Origin of the sequence: Bradyrhizobium sp. AT1 (assembly GCF_001590795.1) — a bacterium.
Taxonomy (GTDB): domain Bacteria; phylum Pseudomonadota; class Alphaproteobacteria; order Rhizobiales; family Xanthobacteraceae; genus Bradyrhizobium.
The window spans coordinates 2,768,415-2,785,833 of the sequence record NZ_JXDL01000001.1 but is presented as its reverse complement, the minus strand read 5'-3'; the positions used below and the strand labels follow the sequence as shown (position 1 = coordinate 2,785,833).

Annotated in this window: 13 protein-coding genes and 1 pseudogene; 8 read left to right on the top strand and 6 right to left on the bottom strand. The window is 64.4% G+C overall.

Annotated features, from left to right (window positions below; genetic code table 11):
- The first annotated feature begins 121 nt into the window (after nucleotides 1–121).
- Nucleotides 122–1,084, top strand: coding sequence for an alpha/beta fold hydrolase (locus tag SE92_RS13195; protein WP_063196094.1), 963 nt, complete (start codon nucleotides 122–124; stop codon nucleotides 1,082–1,084).
- 30 nt (nucleotides 1,085–1,114) lie between these two features.
- Here SE92_RS13195 and SE92_RS13190 read toward each other — a convergent pair whose 3' ends face one another.
- Nucleotides 1,115–2,029 carry a LysR family transcriptional regulator gene (locus SE92_RS13190; protein WP_063196093.1) on the bottom strand — a complete coding sequence of 305 codons (915 nt, stop codon included), beginning with the start codon at nucleotides 2,027–2,029 and terminating at the stop codon, nucleotides 1,115–1,117.
- A 132-nt stretch (nucleotides 2,030–2,161) separates the two neighbouring features.
- Between SE92_RS13190 and SE92_RS13185 the strand changes: the two genes are divergently transcribed.
- The 3 genes and pseudogenes from SE92_RS13185 to SE92_RS37460 all read left to right on the top strand — a co-directional run.
- Nucleotides 2,162–2,575 (top strand): (R)-mandelonitrile lyase, encoded by a 414-nt coding sequence (locus tag SE92_RS13185; RefSeq protein ID WP_063203501.1) that lies wholly within the window; start codon nucleotides 2,162–2,164, stop codon nucleotides 2,573–2,575.
- Nucleotides 2,576–2,577: 2 nt separating this feature from the next.
- Nucleotides 2,578–3,594 carry a zinc-dependent alcohol dehydrogenase family protein gene (locus SE92_RS13180; RefSeq protein WP_063203500.1) on the top strand — a complete coding sequence of 339 codons (1,017 nt, stop codon included), beginning with the start codon at nucleotides 2,578–2,580 and terminating at the stop codon, nucleotides 3,592–3,594.
- 188 nt (nucleotides 3,595–3,782) lie between these two features.
- Nucleotides 3,783–3,930 (top strand): annotated as a pseudogene (locus SE92_RS37460) (acyl-CoA dehydrogenase family protein); the annotation flags it as partial.
- A 14-nt stretch (nucleotides 3,931–3,944) separates the two neighbouring features.
- Here SE92_RS37460 and SE92_RS13175 read toward each other — a convergent pair.
- The 3 genes from SE92_RS13175 to SE92_RS13165 form a co-directional block, all read right to left on the bottom strand.
- Nucleotides 3,945–5,195 carry a hypothetical protein gene (locus SE92_RS13175; protein ID WP_063196092.1) on the bottom strand — a complete coding sequence of 417 codons (1,251 nt, stop codon included), beginning with the start codon at nucleotides 5,193–5,195 and terminating at the stop codon, nucleotides 3,945–3,947.
- Between the two features lie 197 nt (nucleotides 5,196–5,392).
- Nucleotides 5,393–6,910, bottom strand: a complete 1,518-nt coding sequence (locus SE92_RS13170) for a M81 family metallopeptidase (RefSeq protein WP_063196091.1) — start codon at nucleotides 6,908–6,910, stop codon at nucleotides 5,393–5,395.
- Nucleotides 6,911–7,162: 252 nt separating this feature from the next.
- Nucleotides 7,163–8,902, bottom strand: a complete 1,740-nt coding sequence (locus SE92_RS13165) for a methyl-accepting chemotaxis protein (RefSeq protein ID WP_063196090.1) — start codon at nucleotides 8,900–8,902, stop codon at nucleotides 7,163–7,165.
- A 223-nt stretch (nucleotides 8,903–9,125) separates the two neighbouring features.
- On the opposite strand from SE92_RS13165, the gene SE92_RS13160 reads away from it, so the two are divergent.
- The 4 genes from SE92_RS13160 (at nucleotide 9,126) to SE92_RS13145 (ending at nucleotide 15,594) form a co-directional block, all read left to right on the top strand.
- Nucleotides 9,126–10,508, top strand: coding sequence for an ethanolamine ammonia-lyase subunit EutB (locus SE92_RS13160; protein ID WP_063196089.1), 1,383 nt, complete (start codon nucleotides 9,126–9,128; stop codon nucleotides 10,506–10,508).
- Between the two features lie 144 nt (nucleotides 10,509–10,652).
- On the top strand, nucleotides 10,653–12,239 hold the full coding sequence (locus SE92_RS13155; RefSeq protein WP_063196088.1) for a B12-binding domain-containing radical SAM protein: 1,587 nt from the start codon (nucleotides 10,653–10,655) through the stop codon (nucleotides 12,237–12,239).
- The gene (gene eutC, locus SE92_RS13150) at nucleotides 12,236–13,021 is read left to right on the top strand and encodes an ethanolamine ammonia-lyase subunit EutC (protein WP_063196087.1); all 786 of its coding nucleotides are present in this window, start codon (nucleotides 12,236–12,238) and stop codon (nucleotides 13,019–13,021) included. The genes SE92_RS13155 and eutC overlap by 4 nt, the downstream gene beginning before the upstream one ends.
- A gap of 206 nt (nucleotides 13,022–13,227) precedes the next feature.
- The gene (locus SE92_RS13145) at nucleotides 13,228–15,594 is read left to right on the top strand and encodes an efflux RND transporter permease subunit (protein ID WP_063196086.1); all 2,367 of its coding nucleotides are present in this window, start codon (nucleotides 13,228–13,230) and stop codon (nucleotides 15,592–15,594) included.
- 28 nt (nucleotides 15,595–15,622) lie between these two features.
- Here SE92_RS13145 and SE92_RS13140 read toward each other — a convergent pair whose 3' ends face one another.
- A complete protein-coding gene (locus SE92_RS13140; protein ID WP_063196085.1) occupies nucleotides 15,623–16,456 on the bottom strand; it encodes a hypothetical protein in 834 nt (277 codons plus the stop codon).
- A 92-nt stretch (nucleotides 16,457–16,548) separates the two neighbouring features.
- On the bottom strand, nucleotides 16,549–17,046 hold the full coding sequence (locus tag SE92_RS13135; protein WP_063196084.1) for a hypothetical protein: 498 nt from the start codon (nucleotides 17,044–17,046) through the stop codon (nucleotides 16,549–16,551).
- Nucleotides 17,047–17,419: the final 373 nt, after the last annotated feature.

The following is a 17,419-nucleotide window of genomic DNA, read 5'->3' as shown; positions in this document are numbered from 1 at the left end:
TGGCCCGAATGCGCGGACGTATCTGGCCATAAGGTAGTATGGTGTGCTTTGATGGATTGCACTACTTGATGAGTGCACTGCCGACGTTGTTGCGCTCGGCACATCAGCGAGCAGGTCAACAATGCGCAGTTTCGCCCCGAGCAGCCGGACCTCCGGCGCGCGATCGATCGCGGCTATTTTCGCCTTCCTCCTGGCGATCCTGACCATCTGTGGCAGTCCATCGGCTGTTGCAGCGGTCGAACCCTTTCCCGCTTCTTTCAAAATCGAACGAATTTCGATCAACGGCGTCACGCTGCATGTCCGCGTGGGTGGGCACGGACCGGCGGTCGTGCTCTTGCACGGCTTCGCCGACACCGGCGACATGTGGGCGCCGCTCGCCAAGGCGCTCTACAAGGACCACACCGTGATCGTTCCGGACCTGCGCGGGATGGGGCTGTCGTCCCAGGCCGCCGGCGGCTACGACAAGAAGAACCAGGGCGTCGACATCGCCATGCTCATGGACAAGCTCAACGTCCAGAAAGCCGATCTGGTGACGCACGACATCGGCAACATGGTAGGCTATGCACTCGCGGCGCAATACCCTGACCGCATCACCAAATGGGTCGTCATCGACGCGCCGCTGCCCGGCATCGGGCCCTGGGACGAAATCCTCAAGAGCCCCATGCTGTGGCATTTCAATTTCCGCGGTCCCGATGTCGATCGCCTGGTCAAGGGCCGCGAGCGCATCTATCTCGACCGCTTCTACAACGAGCTGTCGGCCGATCCCAAGGCCATCGACGAGGCGACGCGCAACCATTATGCGAAACTGTACGCCCGGCCCGGCAACATGCATTACGCCTTCGAGCAGTTCGCGGCGTTCGGCAAGGACGCCACGGACAACAAGGCCTTTGCCGCGACCAAGCTGAACATGCCGATCCTCGCCCTTGGCGCCGAAAAGTCTTTTGGCAATCAGCAGGCCGCGATCATGCGCGAGGTCGGCACCAAGGTCGAGGGCGGCATCATCACCGGCTCCGGACATTGGATCATGGAAGAGCAGCCGGCGCAGACCGTGAGCAAGGTGCGCGCCTTCCTCGACGGGAAATGAGGGGCATGGTGATGGGCGTGGGTCGACGCCTCACGCCTGGCCGCGTCGTCTTCGCGCCTCGTGATGACGTAGCGCCTCGACGATCACCTTGAACGCCGCCGAATTCTGCCGGGACGTCGGGTAATAGAGGTAGTAGCCGTCGAATTTCGGCGACCAGTCGTCGAGCACGACGACGAGCTCGCCGGAGCGGACCTGCCGCGCCACCATGTCTTCGGGGAGATAGGCGATGCCGAAGCCTTTCACGGCGGCGTCGATCATCGCGTGCGAGTCGTTGAAGGCCAGTTGCCCCTCGACGCGCACCCTGAGGTCAGAACCGCCCTTGGCGAACTCCCAGACGTAATGGCCGCCGGCCGCCGCGCGGCGCTTGATGCAGACGTGCTTCAGCAGGTCTTGCGGGTGCTTCGGTTTCGGATGCTCCCTAAGATAGGCCGGCGAGGCGACCGCCACGAGCCGCCAGTCCGGGCCGACGCGCACCGCGATCATGTCCTTCTCGACGCTCTCGCCGAGGCGCACGCCTGCATCGAAGCCGTCCTCGACGATGTTGCGGAAGGCCGTGTCGAGGCTGAATTCGACCTTGATGTCGGGATAGGTCTTCAGGACCGGCGCGAGCTTCGGCCAGACGGCTGTGTTCAGGGCATGGTCCGAAAGCGTGATCCGGATGGTGCCGGACGGCTTGTCGCGCAGCGACATCAGCGCGGCGATGTCGCGCTCGATCTCCTCGATGCGGGGGGCAACGGATTGCAGCAGCCGCTCGCCGGCCTCGGTCAGCCCGACGCTGCGCGTCGTGCGCGTCAGCAGGCGCAGGCCCATCTGCGATTCCAGGCGCTTGATCGTATGGCTGAGCGTCGACTGCACGATGCCGAGTTTCGCGGCGGCCCTGGTGAAGCTGCGCTCGCGGGCGACCGCCACGAACGCCAGCAGGTCGTTGAAATCCTGGTTTGCCATGGCCTCGATTATTCATGGCCCAGGTCGATCAATGCAAGCGAATTGCCGTGGCTAATCGAATGCCGCCGGCGGGCCTATGTGTGGCCGCGGACGGCGCTGGCCATCGCTGCAGACAACATCAAGGAGGCTCAGATGCAAATTCGGCAAGCAGGCTCTCAACCGTCGGCCAAGGCGCCCGCGGAGTATTTCACCGGCACGGTCCGTATCGACCCGCTGTTTCCGGCCATCGAGCCTTCGCGCGTCGCCGGCAATCACGTCACTTTCGAGCCCGGCGCGCGCACGGCCTGGCACACGCATCCGTTCGGCCAGACGCTCGTCGTCACCTCCGGCCTCGGCCTCGTGCAGCGTTGGGGCGGTCCGATCGAGGAGATCCGTCCCGGCGACGTGGTCTCGTTCGAACCCGGTGAGAAGCACTGGCACGGCGCGTCGCCAAAGGCGGCCATGAGCCATATCGCGATCCAGGAGGCGCTCAACGGCAATCCGGTCGAATGGCTGGAGAAGGTGACGGATCAGCAGTACGACGATCGCGCCGGCAAAGGAGAATGACCATGAAAGCAACTGTGCTCCATGGACCCGGCGATGTCCGCTATGAAGCCGTCGACGATCCCAAGATCGTCAAGCCGACCGACGCCATCATCAAGCTGTCGGCGACCTGCATCTGCGGCTCCGATCTCTGGCCCTATCGCGGTCTCCAGCCGAACGAAGGCCCCGCGCATATGGGCCACGAATATTGCGGCGTCGTCGTCGAAATCGGCAGCGCGGTGCGGACGATCAAGCCCGGCCAGTTCGTGGTTGGCTCGTTCTGCCTGTCGGACAACACCTGTCCGCATTGCAAGTTCGGTTTCCAGTCCTCGTGCGAGCAGCGCGAGTTCATGTCGGGCGCGCAGGCGCCCTACGCGCGCGTCCCCCTAGCGGACGGCACGCTGGTCGCGACCCGCGAGATGCCGGGACGCGATCTCATCCCGCATCTGCTCGCAACCTCCGACGTGCTCGGCACCGGCTGGTACGCGGCCGACGCCGCCAACGTGAAGCAAGGCTCGGTGGTCGCGGTGGTCGGCGATGGCGCGGTCGGCCTGATGGGCGTGCTCGCGGCGAAGGAGATGGGTGCGGAGCGCATCATTGCCATGAGCCGCCACGCGACGCGGCAGGCGCTCGCCAAAGAGTTCGGCGCGACCGATATCGTGGTCGAGCGCGGCGCGGAAGGCATCGCGCGCGTCAAGGAGCTGACGCGCGGCGTCGGCGCGGACTCGGTGCTCGAATGCGTCGGAACGCAGGAGGCGATGTCGCAGGCGCTCGAATGCGCACGCCCAGGCGGCACGATCGGCTATGTCGGCGTTCCCCATGGCGTGACCTTCGACGGCCAGGCCTTGTTCTTCGGCCAGCGGCGTATGATGGGCGGTCCTGCCCCGGTGCGCCGCTTCCTGCCTGACCTGATGGACCGGGTGCTTCAGGGCCGGATCCAGCCGGGCAAGGTGTTCGATCTCACGCTGCCGATCGACCAGGTCTCCGAAGGCTACAAGGCGATGGATGAGCGCCGCGCGATCAAGACGCTGTTGACGGTGTGACGACAGGGGAGGGCATCGATCTCCTCTGAAGCGACATCTTGTCGATGCCATCCCGTCATCATCCGTTCAAAATCCATCGCTATGGTGCCACTCGACGATTGGCTTGCCGGATGTACGCGAGCTGTGTCGCAAACCTCGGCCGTCGTGCCGAGGTTTTTCGCTTTGCGCGGTGTCCAAGAACCCATGCCAAGATGGACCGCGACAGCAACAAGGCCGGCGATTTGGTCGCCGCAGCCAAGATCGTGGTGTCCAGCATGGCGCCGTGCCATCCAAATCCATGGCGCGGCCGGCATCTCCCAGGGCACCTTCCTTGCCCGTGCCTACGTCTACGCGCGCTCCCGCGCCGCGCATCATCGCGCCAAATCGATGAGTGGCTTACAGGCAATCCAAGCTTCAGCTATCAAGTCGAGAGCATCGGCCTCCCGCAATTGAGGGCAGCGGTCATAGCGGAATAGCACCCCCATTTGCATCTGATAGTTAGAACCAGCCTTGTGTACAAACGAGTTATAAGCGGCGGATAACCATCTAGGCTGCACCTTTGGAGTACCGCTCCGAGGAACAGCAGTTCGCAAGTCAAAATCTATTCGGGCATCGATATACGGCGTAGCTCTCTGAGAGGGGTAACGCCGTTGTACACCGCGCCCCCACGGGGCCGCACCCGGGCATTTGCGCAAAATTGGCTTCAGATTCTTGACGACGCCACTTGTTAGCGATTGAAAGCCTGCCTCACCTAGCTCGATCAAATTGCGCCGCATGGTGCTGTTGACCGAATTGGGCACCGTTACCATCGCCTCAACGGCTTGTGCCACAATACCAAGGGTTAGGTGGGGATAGTTGGTGAAGGTCTCAGCTTCCCCCGCCCGGGTGAGCGACAGGAAATCCCACACTGCATCGCTGCGGCGTCCGGTGATCGCGGAACGGCCTGGTGCTTTAGGATTCATTCGGAGCTTTTCGCGGAGATCACTGCGATGTCTCAAATCCTCCATCGATAGCTTAAGCACGCGCTTACCCTCAAGGTAGGTGAAGGGACGATCGTGTCCAAACGGGAAACCGGAAAACATCGTCAACGTGCCCTCCACAAACCGTTCGCTGTCAATCAGCTTTGCCTCAGCGATTTCCAAATAGTCCGCCGTGCTTGCAGCCCATTCGCTACTGGGGGCGTGTCGACGTAACCAAGCGTAGATGTCACGCCATTCCAGCAGTATGGTATCAGCGGGTAAGATAGACGGCAGCCGTGCGGCAATAGCAACTGCAGTGATCTGATTGAAGCCCCGACGCTCGGCAGTGCTGCGGTGACGCTTGATCTGATCGATGCCCAGCTTGGCGGTCACCTTGCTTTCGATGAAAACGCACCAGCCTGTATCATCAAAGATCCATCCGTCAGGAATGCCGCGCCTCTCCAACTCTTCCTCGCTGGGCTCCTCTTCGTCTGGGTATTGCTGTTCAAGGACAGTGAGTTTGTCGGGACGACATGGCGGTGTTACTCCCAGAAGCTCACGCAAAAATAGTCTGAGGAGCCTCCTATCTCGTTGAAGGGAGGTCATCAATGCGTGGGTGACGCGATTCTCAGGTTGTGTGTACTGATCGAAGATGTTGCGCACAACCGCCCCTCGCGTTTGGTCCGCTGCCTACAATTCATTCTGGCGCGTTTGCTCGACAACCAGCTCGCAGTCCATTTATCTATAGACAAGTTGTCAAGTCGAAACGAGGCGGACTGCTGCTTGCGCGCCTCGCGCAAGAGTCCGCGCGTCGCGTCACGGGACGAGCCGAACCACCAATCGAAGCGCGGCCGATAGGCTCAACCCGGCACGATCTCGTCGAGCGGCCAGATCGGACGGCGGACCTTTCGGTACGTGAGCTTGCTGTGATCGAAGGTGGCAAGGCCGCCGCTGTCGGCCAGGATCACCTGCTTGGCCATCGGCCCGAAGGCGGCCCGGAAGTGGTGCGCTGACTTGACGGCAACGATGCGGAATCGAGCCGGTTCTGCGCCGAGAATTCGGAACATCTCCTGATCGTAGGTCTGCAGCGTGTTGGTCGAGATCGCGATCGAGATGCCGTTGACCTCGAGCAGGGCGCTCTCGCCCAGCGTCATGGGCTGACCGGCATTCATCGGCCCCTCGCAGACAAAGGCACCGTCCGACAGGCCGGTCACCCGCCCGGTCAGCGTCAGCGGAGGTCCGTAGCTTTCGGGATGGCGCTTGGCGCCGAGAACGACATCCAGGCTCGCTCCAAGGCCCGCTTCATGGCAGCGGGAAGCGGCATCGGGATCGCCGAGGACGCCGAACAGCACGCCGCGGATTTCGGCCTGCAGGAGCGCCTCGAGCAGGCGGATGCCATCGCCGTAGGCGCCCGAGCCCGGATTGTCGCTGAAGTCGGCGATCACGAGGGGGCGGGTGTCGGCGACATCGGCCGCGGCTTCGGCGGCAAGCTTGGTCGCGGCCGGCAGGTCGAGCGCCGTGACAGTGACTTCGGCGCGGCGGCGGACCATCTCGTCCTCGAGCGCGGCCGCGGCCTGCCGCGCGGCGGTCTCGGCGGCGTTGTGGGAGGCATCGTAGGTGACCTGAACGCTGGGGCCGACCTCGGCGATATCCGAGCGGCTGAAGCCTGCGCAGACGTCGACGGACAACAGGCCGGGCGTTTGCGCCTGCATCTCCGCGGCGCGCGCCAAGAGGTCGCTCATCACGCCGCCCTGGGTGCGTCCGTGATTGCAGCCGTCGAGCAGAGCCGGCTGCGAGCGGAAGACTTTCGGGCGGGTCGTGCCGTCCATCGCCGACTGCAGCAGCTCGGCGGCGCGGTACGCCGTCTCGTACTGGTCGATGTGCGGGTAGGTACGGTAGGGCAGCATGATGCTGGCCAGCCGGCCCATACGCTCGGTGACGTTGGCATGCAGATCGAGCGTCACCGCGATCGGAATGGTTTCGCCCAGACGCTTGCGCAATCCTTCGAGCAGCGCGCCTTCGGCGTCGTCGTCGGTCTCGGTCACCATGGCGCCGTGCAAGGCCAGGATGACGCCGTCGAGCGGCCCGGCTTCGCAGGCTGCAAAGACCAGGCGCTGCAACTCGGCCCAGCACTCGGCCGTCACCTTCCCGGATGGGGTGGCCGCAGCGGCGACCGGCTGCACCAAGGTCCAGCCGTAACGTTCGGCCGCGGCCAGATGCGCGGCGATCTCCATTCTCGTGTCGGCCAGCGCCGCGGCGATTTCGCCGTCACGCAGGAACAGCCGTTTGCGATAGTCGTCAAGTGTCGTCGGAATGATCGAGAAAGTGTTGGTCTCGTGGGCGACCTGCGCCGAGAGAACGCGCCGCGTCTGGCTCATGGGATTCCTTTGTTTTTCTTTTGCAATCTCACAAGTCAACCGCGCCGGCACGCGCCGTCTCGTTCAGCACTGCATGACCGCATCGTGCCCCTGTTTTGCCCGACGAGTCAAAATCAATACGGTAACGAGGGCAGGTTTCGCGGGGGGCCATCAAGTCATTGAAAGACTTGACCCCGTCTACTGTGCATGGGGTTGTTTTGCAGTTTTTTTGTTGGGAGGGCGCGCTGCCGCCTGGCGGCGACGTCCGCGCCGTCATCCCGCCTTGGCGATGCGGCCGTCCGCCGACCCCGCGCGCAGGTTCTGGAAGAAGGTCTCGACTTCCCGCGACAGCGTGTCCGCCGTCTTCGTCAGGCTGCTCGCGGCCGTCAGCACCGAGGCTGCCGCAGTATCGGTCTCGCCGATGGCATCGCGCAGCGAGGTGATGTTGGCGACCAGCGTCTCGTTGCCTTGCGCGGCGCTTTGCGCGTTGGACGAGATCTCGCGCGTGGCGGCGTCCTGCTGACCGATGGCGCCGGCGATCGCCGAGGTGACCTCGTTGATCTCGCGCACCGCGCCGCCGATTTCGCGCACAGCGTCGACCGCGTTGCGGGTCGAGGCCTGGATCATCGCGACGTTCTCGCCGATCTCTGCGGTCGCCTTGGCGGTCTGGCCCGCGAGCGCCTTGACCTCATGAGCGACCACGGCAAAGCCGCGGCCGGCATCGCCGGCGCGGGCGGCTTCGATGGTGGCGTTGAGCGCCAGCAGATTGGTCTGCTCGGCGATCGCCTGGATCAGGCTGAGCACGCCGTCGATGCGCTGCGTGGCCGCGGCAAGGCTCTCGATCTCGGAGATCGACTTCTCGGTGCGCTGGCCGGTCTGCTCGACCGCGCCGGCGCTCTGCTGCACCTGGCGGCCGATCTCGACCACCGACGCCGACAGCTCCTCGGCGGCGCCCGCCACCGCGGTGACGTTGTGCGAGGCCTGCTCGGTGGCGTTCGCCGCCGTGCCGGCGCGGCTGTTGGCGTCCGCGGTGACGCGGGTGATGGTCTGCGCGGTCTCGCGCATGGTGGCGGCGTTGTCGCTAAGGCCACGCATGATGGCGCCGATCGCCTCGCCAAACGCCTCGACGGATCGCTCGATGTGGCGGGCGCGCTGCTCGCGGGCGGCGGAATCCTGCGAGACCTGCGAGGCGAGGTTGCGGTTGCGGCCCATGGCCTCCTGGAACACCTGGATCGCGCGGGCGAGCGCGCCGATCTCGTCGGCACGGTGGGAGTGCGGCACCACCACGTTCTCGGCGCCGTCGGCGACCTGCTTGATGGCGGCGGTGATCGCGGCGAGCGGCCGGGCGACCGAGCGGGCGATGATGACGATGCCGATCACGACGAGAGCCAGCGCCACGCCGCCGAGGCAGGTCAGCACGAAGGAGAGGGTGCGGTTGGTCTCGGTCTCGCGCGCGATCTGCCTGGCGCGCTCGGCATAGACCTTGGACAGCGCCTCGAGATCCTTGTTCAGCGCCGAGCGCACGGCGCGGTTGGCGTCGTTGTCGCCCCATTCGCGGCCAGCGGCCGCGTTGACCTCGACGCCGCGGCGCACCAGCTCCTTGCGGAACTCGACGAACTGCTCGATGCGCTTCTTGAAGGTGGCGAACTGCTCGGCATCGTCGGCCCTGACGATGGTCTCCCAGCGCTTCACGACGTCGAGAATCTGGGCGTTGAACTTGAGCAGGCCTTCGCCGTATTTCTTCACCACGGCCGGCTCGGCCGACATGTAGACGCCGCGCGATTCCATCACGACCGCATAGACCAGCGAATTGACCCGCTCGACATTCAGCGCGGCGGCGTTGGCGGTCTCGATCGCATTGGTGAGGTCGGCGCCGCGGCGGCTGTTGTAGTCGGACAGCATCGCGATCGCCGCCGTCAGCAGCGCGAACAGCGCGAAAACCGCATAGAGCTTGGTGGCAAGCGTGAAGCGGCCGGCCAGCTTGGCGGCATTCCCAGATCGGTCTGATGTCATGGTACTCAGGGGCCCGGATTGGCCTGAAGCGGCCGGTGAACGGGGGCGTTCAAAATTGATGCAAAACTATGCAGAACGAAGATGGATGCGGCGTTAACGCGCCGCTCCGCCGCCTCCGTCCTTGGTCGAAGGAAAGGTAAGTTATTTCAGCGTCTTGATCCGAATGTAGAGTTTCTTGTAGTCCTTGAGTCGGCCGTTGGCCGACCACCCCCCGGAGAGACCCTTGGTCTACCGCCACAGCATCGACGCCACGACCCACATTTTCCCGGATCTGCGCGATCTTCTCGCCAAGGCGACGCCGCCGCGCTCCGGCGACCGGCTGGCCGGGATCTCCGCCGATACGGCCGAGCAGATGATCGCGGCGCGGATGGCGCTCGCCGACGTTCCGCTCGCCCAATTCCTGCAAGAAGCCGTCATCCCCTACGAGGCGGACGAGGTCACCCGCCTCGTCATCGACAGCCATGACGCCAAGGCTTTTGCGCCGGTGGCATCCCTGACGGTGGGGGCTTTCCGCGACTGGCTGCTGTCGGACGCCGCAACGCCGGAGGTCCTCAAGGGGCTGGCCCCCGGCATCACCCCGGAGATGGCCGCCGCAGTCTCAAAACTGATGCGCAACCAGGATCTGATCCTGGCGGCACGGAAATGCGAGGTCACGACCGCCTTCCGCAACACCATCGGCCTGAAGGGCCGGATGAGCACGCGGCTGCAGCCCAACCATCCGTTCGACGATGCCAGGGGCATCACCGCCTCGATCCTCGACGGCATCCTGCTCGGGGCCGGCGATGCCTGCATCGGCATCAATCCCGCGAGCGACGATCCGGCCGTGATCGCGCAATTGCTGCGGCTGCTCGATGAGATCATCTCCCGTCTGAAGATCCCGACACAGGCTTGCGTGCTGACCCATGTCACGACGACGCTGTCGCTGATCGGGCAGGGCGTGCCGGTCGACCTCGTCTTCCAGTCGGTCTCCGGCACCGAGGCCGCCAACCGCAGTTTCGGCATCGACCTTGCGCTTCTCAAGGAGGCGCAGGAGGCCGGGCTGTCGCAGAAGCGCGGCACGGTCGGCCAGAACGTGATGTATTTCGAGACCGGGCAGGGCTCGGCGCTGTCCGCCAATGCCCATCACGGCGTCGACCAGCAGACCTGCGAGGCGCGCGCCTATGCGGTGGCCCGCGCCTTCGCCCCGCTCCTGGTCAACAGCGTGGTCGGCTTCATCGGCCCGGAATATCTCTACGACGGCAAGGAAATCATCCGCGCCGGGCTGGAGGATCATTTCTGCGGCAAGCTGCTCGGCCTGCCGCTCGGGATCGACATCTGCTACACCAACCATGCGGAAGCGGACCAGGACGACATGGACAATCTGCTGACGCTGCTCGCGGCTGCCGGCGTCACCTTCATCATGGGCGTGCCTGGCGCCGACGACGTCATGCTGAACTACCAATCAACGTCTTTTCACGACGCGCTCTATGTCCGTGACGTCTTCGGTCTGCGCCGCGCGCCGGAATTCGACGACTGGCTGGCGCGGTCGGGCATTACAGGCGCCGATTTCCGGCTTGCCGGCGATGCAGGCCTGCTGCCCGATTTTGCCTCGCGGCTGATCGCCTGAGCGAGGAGGCTTTCCTCAGGAAACCATTTGCCGCCCTCGGGATTATGCTTGCGCCACAATATTGAGAAATTCCGGCGGCAGCATTACGCTATGTGTCTGGCTGGCAATTTCCGCAACCAGGTCGAGTGTGGCGGGGGAGCTTAGATGCGAGCTGCAAGTAACGGAACGTCCCGGCGGATTCTCTGCGTGTTTCCGCGCTATACATCCTCGTTCGGGACCTTCGAGCATTCCTATCCCCTGACCGACGGTGTCAGCGCCTTCATGCCGCCGCAGGGCCTGCTGCTGATCTCCGCCTATCTGCCGCAGGATTGGCAGGTCAAATTCGTCGACGAGAATTTGCGCCGCGCGACCAGGGAAGAGTTCGAGTGGGCCGAGGCGGTCTTCGTCAGCGGCATGCACATCCAGCGCCAGCAGATGAACGACATCTGCCGCCGCGCGCATGAGTTCGATCTGCCGGTCGCGCTCGGTGGCCCCTCGGTCAGCGCCTGTCCCGACTATTATCCCTCGTTCGACTATCTCCATGTCGGAGAGCTCGGCGATGCCACCAACCAGCTGATCGAGATTCTTTCGCGCGATACGGCGCGTCCTGACGAACAGGTGGTCCTCACCACCAAGGACCGCGTGCCGATGACGGAGTTTCCGATCCCGGCCTACGAGCTTGCCGACGTGAAGAAATACTTTCTCGGCAGCATCCAGTATTCCAGCGGCTGTCCCTATCAGTGCGAGTTCTGCGACATCCCCGGCCTCTACGGCCGCAACCCGCGCATCAAGTCGCCGCAGCAGATCATCGCCGAGCTGGATCGTCTGCGCGAATGCGGCATGACCGACACGGTCTATTTCGTCGACGACAATTTCATCGGCAACCGCAAGGCGGCGATGGATTTGTTGCCGCACCTGATCGAATGGCAGAAGCGGACCGGCTATGTGGTGCGGCTCGCCTGCGAGGCGACGCTCAACATCGCCAAGCGGCCCGAGATTCTCGAAAAGATGCGCGAGGCCTATTTCATCACCATCTTCTGCGGCATCGAAACGCCGGATCCCGACGCGCTGAAGGCGATGCAGAAGGACCACAACATGATGGTCCCGATCCTGGAGGGCGTGCGCACCATCAACTCCTATGGCATGGAGGTCGTCTCGGGCATCATCATGGGGCTCGACACCGACAAGCCGAACACGTCCGAGGCGCTGCTCGACTTCGTCGAGGAATCCCGGATTCCGCTGCTCACGATCAATTTGCTTCAGGCGCTGCCGAAGACGCCGTTGTGGGACCGGCTGGAGCGCGAGGGGCGCCTCGTCCACGACGACGGCCGCGATTCCAACGTGGATTTCCTGTTGCCCTATGACGAGGTGGTCGCATCCTGGAAGCACGCCATGGGCGTCGCCTACGAGCCCGAGAAGGTCTACGCGCGCTTCCAGTATCAGTGCGACCACGTCTATGTGCACCGCCTGAAGATGCCGACCCCGGACGAGATGAAGACCTGGCCCAACATCCGGCGCGGTCTCGTCATGCTGCGCAACATCTTCTGGAAGGTCGGTGTGCTCGGCGACTACAAGCGCGTGTTCTGGAAGTTCGCGCTGGGGCGCATCAAGCGCGGCGATCTCGAAGGCCTGATCGGCTGCACCCTGATCGCGCACCATCTCATCACCTTTGCGCGCGCGGCCTCCAGCGGCAGGCAGAACGCCTCGAATTACTCGATCCGGCTGCGCGAGGCCGCCGTTCCCGCCGAATGAGTGACAAGTCCATTCCTTCTCGCCCGACCATCGACCTCAGGGCGTTCACGCCCGCGCGCGTCGCGCTCGGGCGCAGCGGCGCAAGCGTACCGACCAGGGCGCTGCTCGATTTCACCCTCGACCATGCCCGCGCCCGCGATGCCGTGCACGCGGCCTTCGACGCGCCGCGTCTGCTCGCCGATCTCGGCGCGCTCGGACTTGCCGTCACCGCGGTGAGAAGCCAGGCGGTCGACCGCGCCGACTATCTGCGACGGCCGGATCTGGGACGACGGCTCGAGGCCGGCTCGGTCGAGGTCCTGGCGCAAGCGGCCGTGGCGCCGTGCCAGCTCGCGCTCGTGATCGGCGATGGCCTGTCCGCGGCCGCGGTCCATGCCCATGCGGCGGCCCTGGTGAGGTGCCTGCTGCCGTTGCTCGCGGAAGGGGACGACGTCGCGGTCGGCCATGTCGTCGTCGCCTCAGGCGCGCGCGTTGCGCTTGGCGACGAGATCGGCGCCATTCTCGGTGCGCGCATGGTGGCGACGCTGATCGGCGAGCGGCCCGGCCTGTCCGCGCCCGACAGTCTCGGCGCCTATCTGACCTTCGCGCCGAAGCCCGGCCGCACCGATGCCGAGCGCAATTGCGTGTCCAACATCCACCACGCCGGGTTGAGTTACGACGAGGCCGCCTTCAAGATCGCCTGGCTGGTTCGCGAGGGGTTGGCGCGGCAGGTCAGTGGCGTGGCGCTGAAGGACGAGAGTGCCGACCGCGCGCCGCGTCGAATTGGCACATTCTCGCCGGGATGACCGGCGCCGAGGGCCCAGATCGCCGCTTCTTGATCGATTCGGCCACACTTCGCCTGCTTGCGAAAAGACCGGTTGACCTGCTAAACCCCCCACGGCGATTTTCCGCGCATTTTCAAAGGGCAAGCCTCCCATTGGTATGGCGTTTTCAAGCCGTTCGCGGGGCGCGACAAGCTCTCAAGACCGAGCCGACAGGAACTGGATAAGGCATGCTCGAAAAGCACAGCGAGAATGAGGTTCATGTCGACAAGGTCGAGCAGGGACCGACGTCCTCGATCGCCTTCGGGCTGGAGCGTCTCGGGCTGATCGCGGTCCGGGCGCCGATCGTTTCCTGCATCGTCCTGCTCGTCCTGATCGTCGGCGCGGTGTTCGGCATCCACCGGATCAAGATCGACGATTCGCTGTCGCAGCTCTTCCGCTCCGACAGCCGTGAATTCCGCCAGTATGAAGAGGTCACGAAGAAGTTCCCAGCCGAGGAGTTCGACGTCCTCGTCGTGGTCGAAGGCAAGAACCTCCTGGCGCGGAATAATCTCGAGAAGCTGCGCGACTTCGTCACCGACATGCAGTTGGTCGAAGGTACGCGCGGGCTGGTCTCGCTGTTCTCCGCGCGCCAGGCGCCGGCGCCGGGCAAATTGCCGGCGGCACTATTCCCGGCCGAGCTGCCCGAGGGCGCCGACTACGACAAGTTCATCGAGACCGTCAAAAACAACGAGATCATCCGCGGCAAGCTGTTGTCGGAAGACGGCACTTTGGCGCTGATCGTGCTGTCGCTCGATCCGGAAGTGGTCGCCTCCAGCAAGCTGACCAAGACCGTCGCCGACATCCGCGCGCTGATGAAGGAGGATCTCGGCGACACCGGGCTCAACGTGCAGCTTTCCGGCGTGCCCGTGATGCAGCTCGAGATCCGCAATGCCGTCGAACGCGACGGCCTCACCTACAACATCCTCGGCATCCTCGCCGGCTGCGTCATCGCCATCATCTTCTTCCGCAAGATCTCCTTCATGGTCGCCGCGGCGTTCCCGCCGATGATCGCGATCCTGCTGGCGCTCGGCGCGCTCGGCTGGGCCAATTTCAATCTCAACATGTTCCTGAACGTGATGACGCCGCTCATCATGGTGATCAGTTTCTCGGACTCGATGCAGCTCACCTTTGCCGCGCGTGACCGGCTGATCGCGGGGCAGGACAAGTTCACCGCGTTCAAGAACGCCGTCCTGGTGGTGGGACCGGCCTGCGTGCTGACGCACGGCACCGCCGGCATTTCCTTCATCGCGCTGCAGTTCTCCAACTCCGACCTGATCCGCAAGTTCGGCGAGGCGGGTCTGGCCGCCACCATCATCGCGCTGGTCGCGGTGCTGTCGCTGGTGCCGGTGTTCGGCGTGCTGCTCGTGCGCAACGAGAAGACGTTCGCGGTCAAGTTCCAGGGCGCGGATGCCGGCGTCCAGGCGCTGCGCAATTTCTGCTACTGGATCGCGGTGCGCATGGTCGGCCGGCCCGGCCTGTTCAGCCTGATCGCGGTGCTGTTCGTCGGCGGCCTCGGCGTCATCTACGCCAATCTGGAGCCGCGCTACCGGCTCGCCGATCAGGTGCCGGACAAGCGCCAGGCGGTTGCCGCCAGCGACCGGCTGGATGCAAAGCTCACCGGCGCCAATCCGGTCAACGTGCTGATTGCATTCCCGAAGGGCGAAACGCTCTATTCGCCGGAGACGCTCCAGACCATAGCGGACGTGCATGCGACCGTGGAGAAGTCTGCCGGCGTCGGCAACGTCTGGTCGCTGGAGACGCTGCGCCGCTGGCTCGCGGAAAAGGCCGGCAGCGCCGACGTCGCCACGCTGAAGGAATATGTCAACGTCATCCCCGAGCATCTGGTGCGGCGCTTCATCGACGCCGAGCAGGACGCCGTCGTGGTGGCCGGCCGCGTGCCCGACAAGGATTCCAGCCAGCTCCTGCCGATCGTCGACAAGCTCGATTCCGAGCTCGACGCGATCCGCAAGAAGCATCCGGGCTATGAGATCGCTGTGACGGGTCTGGCCGCCATTGCGGCGCGCAACTCGGCCAGCATGATCGAGAAGCTGAACCGCGGCCTCACCGTCGAATTCGCACTGGTTGCGATCTTCATCGGCCTTGCCTTCCGTTCCTGGGTGGTGATGTTCGCCTGCATCCTGCCGGGCATCTTCCCGGTGGTGATGTCGGGAACGGTGCTGTGGGCGATGGGCGAGGGGCTGCAATTCGCCAGTGTCGTCGCGCTCACCGTCTCGTTCGGGCTGGGCTTAAGCGCCACCATCCACTTCCTCAATCGCCTCCGCCTGGAGAGCAAGCCGGGCGTCGGCTCCGCGCTCGCGGTGGAGCGGGCGACGGTGCTGGTTGGACCTGCGCTGATCCTGACCACGGTGGTGCTGGCCTGCGGCCTCGTCGTCACCGTGTTCTCCGACCTGCCGTCGCTGCGGCTGTTCGGCTGGCTCAGTGCCTTCTCGATGGTGATGGCGCTGGTCGCCGACCTCTTCATCCTCAGGCCGACGGCGATGTGGCTGATCAATTTGCACGGCAAGCTGCAGGGGCCGGACAAGCCGGCGATCTAGAGAGAGGGCGGCAGATGCCGCCCCGCTCTTACGCCTCGACGCGAACGATTCCGTACGGGTTGAACTTGAAATCGCTCTGCGCGTAATCCTGCTCGTGCGACAGCGTGAGCTTGCGCTCGCGCAGCGCCGCCTCAACGCCGCGCTCCGCCATGGCGTCGGCGATCTCGTCCATCAGCATCACCGCGGACCGATCGGTGCCGCGCGATTTTGCGACATAGACGTCCGGCAGGCCGACGAGGTGGTAGCCGACGCTCTCGAAGTAGCGATCGCCGGCGAGCGGGCGTTTGGCAAAGGCAAGGCGGCAGGCCTTGGTCACGGCAGGAGCCATACGCAGGCCCTGGTCAGTCTTCGCGCCGTTGCGCGCCTGATCAGCGAGACTGCGCCACCGTGCGACGCCATGCGCGATGCCGGCGCTTTCGCCTTTTGCGGCAACCGCCCCCGCGTCGAACATTTCGTCCACGATCTGCAGCGCGGCGGCCGACCCGGCGGCTGTCTTCTCCTGATCCATCCGCGGGCTCAGCACGTAGAGCACCGCCTTGTGGTTGGCGACCGCCGCCTCGTCCGCGGCGGACCATGCCTTCGGGAAGACGCGGTCCCAGCACACGCCGAACGATCGTGCCATGTTCGCATCGGGTTTTGCTTGCGAATAGGTGCGGTCGATCTCGAAACCGAAATCGGCGATGGTCTTGGCCACCGCCTTCGGAGGCTGCAGCAGGCTTTCATTCTTGCCGAGGAAGCAGAGCACGTGACGCGGCTTCACCGGTGAAGGCTGCATGCTCGCTCCCTGCTGATCATCGGCGAAGGCCCGGGTGGCCACGAAGAGCCCGGCGGCCTTGAGCAGATGTCTGCGGATCGGGTCCATCTCGGCAAGTCCGCCTCGATTGAGTTCGTGCCAGCAAAAAGCCCCCGGCTCGCGAGAACCGGGGGCATGATTCCCATCGATGCGAGATGAGATCAGCTCTTCGTCATGGTGATATTGACGCCGCGAATCTCGCCCTTGGACGAGATCTGCACCGTCTGCTTGCTGCCGTTGGTGCGCAGCGAGAGGTTGGCGGCAAAACCGTTGGCCTCGACGAACACGTCGATCTGACCGCCGCCGGCGGTGCCCTGGAGATTGCCGAAGATGTTGCGGCTGGACTCGCTCCAATTGCCGGAGATGCGCTCGCCCTGGCTCGTCACGTCGCTGGTGAGGTCGAACTTGTAGCTGTCGGAGGCACAGTGCAGCGCCTGCTTCAGGTTCAGGCCGCTGCCGGCGACCTTATAGTCGGCCTTGCAGCGAATGCGCTCGGTGGAGCCGTCGGACAGCGACACCGTGCCGGTGCCGGTCCACGCGCCGTCGAAACCGGCAAACGGTCCGGATGACTGAGCGTGGCCTGTCGAAGCCGAGAAAAGCAGCGCCGCGCCGATGCCGGCCGCCTTGATTGCCAGTCCAGATCGCCCAAAGAATGTCATCTTAAATATCCCGTTTTGGAACGACGTCCTCTTCCGCATGAGAACGTCTCGCCACATCGAAAGTTTAGTGCTCCGAGCCCGTGTCAGGTTCAAAGCGAGGCTGCCAGAGATGGCGGTTCACAACGCCTCGCACCCGGCCTGGATCCGCTGATTTGCCTTGTTTCGGCATGTTTCTGGCGGGAAATGCGGGGTGGACAGATGCAGCTCTGCAACAGGTCTGCAGTAAAACGCAGAGCTTCCGAATTATGACGTAGTATCAACCTCTTACATCTGCCAAGGAAGGCGCGGGGAAGACCTGATTTGGTGGACGCGGCGCCAATTTGGCCGCATTTGCCAGTGCTTGTGCCTTCTCTGAGGCCGCACCTCCCGCGGC

Bases quoted from the DNA above. Each gene is read 5' to 3' on its own strand.
- SE92_RS13155 (WP_063196088.1), top strand. From the start codon at position 10,653: ATGCGAGCTGCAAGTAACGGAACGTCCCGGCGGATTCTCTGCGTGTTT.
- SE92_RS13135 (WP_063196084.1), bottom strand. From the start codon at position 17,046: ATGACATTCTTTGGGCGATCTGGACTGGCAATCAAGGCGGCCGGCATC.
- SE92_RS13185 (WP_063203501.1), top strand. From the start codon at position 2,162: ATGCAAATTCGGCAAGCAGGCTCTCAACCGTCGGCCAAGGCGCCCGCG.
- SE92_RS13140 (WP_063196085.1), bottom strand. From the start codon at position 16,456: ATGGACCCGATCCGCAGACATCTGCTCAAGGCCGCCGGGCTCTTCGTG.
- eutC (WP_063196087.1), top strand. From the start codon at position 12,236: ATGAGTGACAAGTCCATTCCTTCTCGCCCGACCATCGACCTCAGGGCG.
- SE92_RS13165 (WP_063196090.1), bottom strand. From the start codon at position 8,902: ATGACATCAGACCGATCTGGGAATGCCGCCAAGCTGGCCGGCCGCTTC.
- SE92_RS13190 (WP_063196093.1), bottom strand. From the start codon at position 2,029: ATGGCAAACCAGGATTTCAACGACCTGCTGGCGTTCGTGGCGGTCGCC.
- SE92_RS13145 (WP_063196086.1), top strand. From the start codon at position 13,228: ATGCTCGAAAAGCACAGCGAGAATGAGGTTCATGTCGACAAGGTCGAG.
- SE92_RS13170 (WP_063196091.1), bottom strand. From the start codon at position 6,910: ATGAGCCAGACGCGGCGCGTTCTCTCGGCGCAGGTCGCCCACGAGACC.
- SE92_RS13195 (WP_063196094.1), top strand. From the start codon at position 122: ATGCGCAGTTTCGCCCCGAGCAGCCGGACCTCCGGCGCGCGATCGATC.
- SE92_RS13180 (WP_063203500.1), top strand. From the start codon at position 2,578: ATGAAAGCAACTGTGCTCCATGGACCCGGCGATGTCCGCTATGAAGCC.